7 protein-coding genes are annotated in these 6489 nt (G+C 43.2%); 3 read left to right on the top strand and 4 right to left on the bottom strand.

The features are described 5' to 3' along the window. Nucleotides 1-1976: DNA ligase D (gene ligD / locus VF500_RS19470; protein WP_330861277.1), on the top strand; the 1976-nt coding region annotated here is incomplete at its 5' end. 150 nt (nucleotides 1977-2126) lie between these two features. Here the strand turns inward: ligD and VF500_RS19465 are convergent. The 4 genes from VF500_RS19465 to VF500_RS19450 all read right to left on the bottom strand — a co-directional run bounded on the left by VF500_RS19465 (nucleotide 2127) and on the right by VF500_RS19450 (nucleotide 4859). After that, on the bottom strand, nucleotides 2127-2633 hold the full coding sequence (locus tag VF500_RS19465; protein ID WP_330861276.1) for a hypothetical protein: 507 nt from the start codon (nucleotides 2631-2633) through the stop codon (nucleotides 2127-2129). 70 nt (nucleotides 2634-2703) lie between these two features. After that, nucleotides 2704-3354, bottom strand: a complete 651-nt coding sequence (locus VF500_RS19460; RefSeq protein ID WP_330861275.1) for an HD domain-containing protein — start codon at nucleotides 3352-3354, stop codon at nucleotides 2704-2706. A gap of 70 nt (nucleotides 3355-3424) precedes the next feature. After that, nucleotides 3425-4288 carry an AraC family transcriptional regulator gene (locus VF500_RS19455; RefSeq protein WP_330861274.1) on the bottom strand — a complete coding sequence of 288 codons (864 nt, stop codon included), beginning with the start codon at nucleotides 4286-4288 and terminating at the stop codon, nucleotides 3425-3427. Between the two features lie 10 nt (nucleotides 4289-4298). Beyond that, nucleotides 4299-4859, bottom strand: a complete 561-nt coding sequence (locus VF500_RS19450) for a DUF1543 domain-containing protein (RefSeq protein ID WP_330861273.1) — start codon at nucleotides 4857-4859, stop codon at nucleotides 4299-4301. Nucleotides 4860-5011: 152 nt separating this feature from the next. On the opposite strand from VF500_RS19450, the gene msrA reads away from it, so the two are divergent. Next, nucleotides 5012-5620, top strand: coding sequence for a peptide-methionine (S)-S-oxide reductase MsrA (msrA, locus tag VF500_RS19445; protein WP_330861272.1), 609 nt, complete (start codon nucleotides 5012-5014; stop codon nucleotides 5618-5620). Next, on the top strand, nucleotides 5620-6138 hold the full coding sequence (gene msrB / locus VF500_RS19440) for a peptide-methionine (R)-S-oxide reductase MsrB (protein ID WP_330861271.1): 519 nt from the start codon (nucleotides 5620-5622) through the stop codon (nucleotides 6136-6138). The genes msrA and msrB overlap by 1 nt, the downstream gene beginning before the upstream one ends. Nucleotides 6139-6489: the final 351 nt, after the last annotated feature.

The following is a 6489-nucleotide window of genomic DNA, read 5'->3' as shown; positions in this document are numbered from 1 at the left end:
CGGCTAAGATCAAGCCCATGAAGGCTACCCTGGTTGACGAGCCTTTTGACGATCCCGACTGGCTTTACGAGGTTAAGTGGGATGGCTACCGGGCTATTGCAGTGATCGACAAGAAAGGAGCGGAGCTCATCTCCCGTAATAATCTTCCTTTCGAGAAATACTACCCGATCAATAAATTATTGAAAGACTGGCAGATCAACGCAGTAATTGATGGCGAGATCCTGGTGTTGAACGATAAGGGGATTTCCGACTTTGGAGCCCTGCAAAACTGGCGAAGCGAGGCTGATGGTAACCTGGTTTATTACGTATTCGATATTCTTTGGTATGAGGGCAAAAACCTGATGAATTTGCCCCTTAAACAACGCCAGGCGATATTGACATCTATCCTCCCTACAAATGATGACCGCATCCGTCAAAGTAAGGTTTTTGATACCGGCGGCATCGAATTTTTTAATGCTGCGGAACGGATCGGTCTGGAAGGTATCATCGCCAAAAAAGCAAGCAGCGTTTATACTTCGGATCTCCGCTCAAAGGAGTGGCTTAAAATAAAGGTACACCGGAGGCAGGAGGTGATCATAGCGGGCTTTACCAAAAATGCAGGTACTTCCAAATCGTTTAGTGCATTGGTACTTGCCGTATATGATGATCAGGTCGAGCTGCAGTATGTGGGCAAAGTGGGTACAGGTTTTTCTGATAAACTGCAAAAGGAAATGATGGAGCAGTTTAAGCCGCTTATTACAGATAAAAGTCCGTTTGAAGTTGAACCTGATGTAGATAAGCCATCGCGGTTCAGGCCGCAGCGTTTAGGTGCAAAGCCTACCTGGCTCAAGCCCGAGTTGGTTTGCGAAGTTGCATTTGCCGAAGTAACCGGCGATGGCGTGTTCCGGCAAGCCTCCTTTAAGGGAATGCGTACTGATAAAAAGGCAAAAGATGTGGTGCTGGAAACCCCAAAGGATACTACTGAAACGGTAGAAGAAGTTAAAAGCACTGATAACGATAATCATGCTAAAGCTATTAAACCCGTGAAAGATACAGATCGTAAAACCCTGCTTAACCCTAAAGATGAAACCCAGGTGCGCAAAATTTGCGGACACGAGCTTAAATTTACCCATCTGAGCAAAGTTTACTGGCCTGAAGATGGCGTTACCAAGCGTGATATGTTTAATTACTATTACCAGGTTGCCGATTATATTTTACCTTATTTGAAGGATAGGCCAATGTCGCTCAACAGGTTCCCTAATGGTATTCACGGGCCAAGTTTTTATCAAAAGGATGTAAAAGGCAAAGCGCCCGACTGGATCACCAAAACTTTTCCTTATACCAATGGTGAAGGGGAGCATAAGGAATATCTGGTAGGATCAGATGAATCTTATTTGTTATGGATGGCCTCATTGGGATGCATTGAAATGAACCCATGGTTTAGCCGGGTAAAATCGCCGGACAACCCGGATTATTGCGTGATAGACCTCGACCCTGATAAAAACACGTTCGACCAGGTTATTGAAGCCGCTTTGGAGGTAAAAAAAGTATTGGATGCCGTCGATGTGCCGTCGTGCTGCAAAACGTCGGGTTCAACAGGGATGCATATTTATATTCCGCTGGGGGCTAAATATGATTACGATCAATCGCAGCTATTTGCACGGCTCGTTGTGGATATCGTTCATAAACAAATTCGAGGTTATACCAGTCTGGAACGTACGGTAGCCAACCGGAAAGGTAAAATGTATCTCGATTTTCTGCAGAACCGCCCTGGTGCTACCATTGCTGGCCCGTATTCATTGCGGCCCAAACCGGGCGCTACGGTTTCTATGCCCTTACATTGGGATGAGGTCAAACCGGGGCTCACCATGAAGGATTTTACCATTTTTAATTCCATTGACCGCCTTAGGGAAACTGGCGATCTTTTTAAAGGCGTACTTGCAAAAGGTATCGATTTGGAGAAAACTATTAAGAAGGTGAAGAGTGTGTTTGAGTGAGCTTATGGTCACGAGTAAAATTATGTCATTGCGAGCGTAGCGTGGCAATCGCACGGAAGCAGAGCGGCCCTGTATAGTATGCGATTGCTTCATCGTTCCTCCTCGCAATGACATGTTGTATTATCTCACATATTTAATAATAACTTTTTACTAAGCTACAGCCGCCGACAAGATCACCCCATTGTGCGCATTTTCAACGCCATTGGCATAACCATTACTATCGATAAACATCTTTTCATTTTCGATGAGGAAATGTGCCCCGCCAACAAAGAAATTCCCTTTAATAGTGACCACATGATCAGGATGCTGCGCGTGAATTTCATTCAGCACATGGCTTGATAAACCTGGATATTCATGCGGATCGAACTGGTAAACGTCCAGTAGAGGCTCGGCATGCCCGGGTTGAAATACTTTGATGCGGCCGCTGGTTACATCAATACGTACGTTGGCGCTGTTTTCATTGGCGTTGGCATTGATCCTGATGGCCTCGCCGTTTGGCGTGTTGATATTGGCATCAATGGTAAGCATTTTGCCTTTATGCTCATCATAAAATGACAGCACCCTCAAAAACTCAATATTACTAAGTCCATCACTATAAGTGAGCGTGTTTCTTTCACTTAAAAAAATGGTAGTCCCAAAAATGAATGCATGTTTCATAACGGAAATTTTTAATTGGTTAATTGATAATGATAAAATTACCAAAAAGCCAAAATGTTTTAAAATTCCATTATTCTTTCCATGGCGAATGCAGGATGCAATCACAAAAATTCTTCCGGTGAAAATTGGGGATCATGTAGGCACAAACATCGGCTTTGATATTACCGAAAGTGGTTTCTGTTTTATGCTCAAATCCGCCAAAAAATGTAGGGATGATCTTCTTTTTAAAATCATTGCGCGGGAATGCTGTAATGATCTCTTCCCTGTTGGCATCACTCAAATTTTCATATCCTTCACCCATTACGTCAAGACCAACGCCCGAATACATCAGGGCAACCTCGGGTTCTTTATGCTCGGCAATGCCAATGGTGGTGTGCAGGACAATAGTATCCCAAACCAGTTGCAGCTGATCTTTCGGTAAGCCGTAGCTTGTTAAGAAATCGCGTGCTGCGTTGGCTCCGTCAACCTCAAAACGCTTATCGGGACTGCTGTAATGTGGGGTTAAACCCAGGTCGTGAAATATGGAGCTTACGTACAGCAATTCGGGATCGTATTTTAATTGCTTCCGCTCGCCATTGAGCGAAGAGAAAATGAACACCCTAAGCGAGTGGTTATAAATAAATTCGGTGCCATGCGCTAATAAAAGTTCGGTGGCATGGTTGGCGATAGTGCTATCAGGAATGGTGATCCCGGCTATGGTTTTTACTTTACTTACTGACATGATTTTAATGGAATTAATATGCCTCAAAATTATGCCGGTGCTGCCGGTTAAAAATGTTAAAACCAGCTAATCACATGCCAATATGTACAAAGTGTGAGCGGTATTGATGTGGAGATACCAACGTATTCTTTTTAAAGAAATGGCTGAATTGCTCGGGCGTTGAAAAGTTAAGATGGTAGGCTATCTCCTTTACAGGCTTCGCCGAAAATTGCAGCGATCGCTTTGCTTCGGATATTAGCTGCCCGTTAATAATGTCTTTAGCACCCTTGCCGGCACAACGGTTGCAAAGTTCAGTTAATTTACGGGTGGAGATACCCATCTGCTTTGCAAATTCAGCAACCTCATGGGTGTTTTGATACTGGCGGCTAACCAGCTCCAGGAACTGGCGGTATAGCTGGTTATCATAACTATCAAATCCTTTGCTCAGCGATGCATTGATATTGGCTGTTTTGATCATGATGATCTTCAAGTAGGCAGCCATAGCATCCAGCTTGTTGATGTAGCTGGGTTTAATAAATTCTGTATGCAGGGTTTTAAAAAGCGGATTTAGTTCTTGTATATCGTCGGCTGTTAACGGGATTCGCTGGTTATCTGAAGCATTATTGAATAATACCGCCTTGCAATTATTGGCGCTATCCGGGGCCCTTTCCCAAAAGCAATCGCCAAAGCTTATCGCATAGCCGGTTAAAGCGGTATCGGCAGAAAAGGTAAAAAGCTGGCCTTTTGATATGAGCAACAATTGATTGCCAACAATAGGATAGGGGGCAGTATCGATAACTACCTGGCCTGATCCCGTAGTAATTAGAAAAATGCGGTTATAAGTGGCCCTGTGCACCCGCTGATCATCAAAATTCTGCTCCTCCCAATTTTCGACAGAGAAGGAATCCTTAATGTCCCGGTCGGCAATGATATTCAAATGCTCAGGCTTTTTCATGAGGGTACTATTATAAATTGCTTAGCTTAAAATAACCAAGCGTGATCTTATCTTCCGGAAGATCGGCATTCGGGATAAGTTCTATCTGGTATTTTTCTTTTTGAGCAGGATTTAAGATATCCTCTACATTATAAATATCATCAACATCAACATCAACACCGTATTTATCATCAATGTGCGAGTTAGCTCCGTCAAAATGATTGTGCTTAAAGAAAAGCGTTTCTTTGGCGTTTTTGCCGGCCGATGCAAAATCGTTCTGAACTGTGAGTACAACGTAGTGCTGTTCTTCAAATTTATTAGGCTGATAGCCGCCAAGGTTGATGAAAAATAACTTATTATCCTGCGGGATATTATTGCCTCTTGGCGCGATCTTAACAGCATATCCATCAACCGTATTTACTTCACGCCAGGCATCGATATGGATTTTTTCGGGCTCTGGCCAAAAGGCCTGGATCTCAGGTACCAGGTCGCGAAGCGATGGCGCTATCCCAAAGAACACGTCATGTTGTTCTATATGCCTTCCCGGTGGTTTACAGCCCAGCATCAGCATAAACAGTTTAAGGTTTTCCATAGGCTAAAGTTAGTATAAGCAGTAAAGCGAAAATAAGCGTTTTGTCAAACAACTATCACAAAGTGTTAAAATGGTAACTTTGTTCAACGTTAGCTATGTTTTTTACGTTAGTTGCTATAAGTACGCATCGTATTAAAACCTATTTGATATACATGAAAAAAGTAATTTGTTCAATAGCCGTGCTGTTAACGGCTTGTTTCTCTGTTTTTGCATCAGGCCCTAAAAAGGGCTTGGATACCGCCACCTTTGCCACCGGCTGTTTCTGGTGTACCGAAGCCAAGTTTCAGCAATTGAAAGGGGTTGAAAAAGTGATCTCCGGATTTTCCGGCGGCCATGTGGCCAATCCATCCTATGAGTTGGTTTGCACCGGCACAACCGGTCATGCCGAAGCTTGTAATATTATTTATGACCCTACCAAGATCACGTACGATGAACTGATTGCTGCATTTTTTGTAGCGCATGATCCAACCCAACTAAACAGGCAGGGTAACGATGTGGGCACACAATACCGCTCGGCTATATTTTATCATAATGCCCAGCAAAAGCAAAAGGCCCAATATTACATCAGTAAGCTGAATGCCGAAAAAGCTTATAAAGACCCGATAGTAACACAAGTGGTGCCATACAAAGCTTTTTATAAGGCTGAAGATTATCACCAGAACTATTTTAACCAGAACGGCAGCCAGCCTTACTGCAAATATGTCATCCAGCCCGAACTGGAAAAATTCAAAAAGGTATTTAAAGATAAACTGAAACAATAATGAAAGCGGTATATGTTATAGCAGCCCTGTTCTTTTTAGCTACAGGAGCATTTGCACAGCAGCCCAAAACAATAAAAGGGCACGAGAACAATCCTTATTATTCCAATACCGACACCAAACATTTAAACGTGTCAAATGCCGAATGGAAAAAGATCCTGCCGGCGGCATTATATGCTACGGCAAGGGAGCAGGAAACGGAACGTGCATTCACCGGTAAATACTGGAACAAGGATACCAAGGGTACTTATTATTGTGCGGTATGCGGTAACAAGCTTTTCCGCTCGGATGCTAAGTTTGCAAGCGATTGTGGCTGGCCAAGCTTTTACGAGCCGGTACGCAAAAACAGTGTGATCTACAAAGAAGATAATTCATATGGTATGCAGCGCACGGAAGTGATCTGTGCCCGTTGTGATTCGCACCTGGGGCATATATTTGATGACGGTCCGCCGCCAACACACAAGAGGTTTTGCATGAACTCTGTTTCGCTTGATTTTGTTCCCGAAGGATTTGGGTTGTAAGAGTGTTTTTAAAGGATAACTTAAAACTAATAGTGGGCTTTAGCTTGAATGCCGCTGGCATTTTGGCTAAAGCTCTTTTTTTTGAATATTATCTATCGAGATTGCAGGTTGCACCAGGGGTGCAAAAGGTTTGTAGAAATAAAATAGTCATTTTAGCGTGCCAGAGGTACGCAACTCCTTTTTTGCACATCAATTTACCAGCAAAAGTCATCCATAAGTAAACCTGCAATATTCCCTGCTCAGCTTAAAACAAGTATGAATTAACTTGTGTTATCCACCAACAATCAAGCAATTTTACTTATGCAACTGCAAAGCCTGAAAGATATCGCAAAACAGCTGATGGCCGGAAAC

Source organism: Mucilaginibacter sp., assembly GCF_036383575.1.
Taxonomy (GTDB): Bacteria; Bacteroidota; Bacteroidia; order Sphingobacteriales; family Sphingobacteriaceae; genus Mucilaginibacter.
The sequence above is the reverse complement of the archived record's forward strand: the minus strand, read 5'-3'. Positions and strand labels throughout refer to the sequence as shown.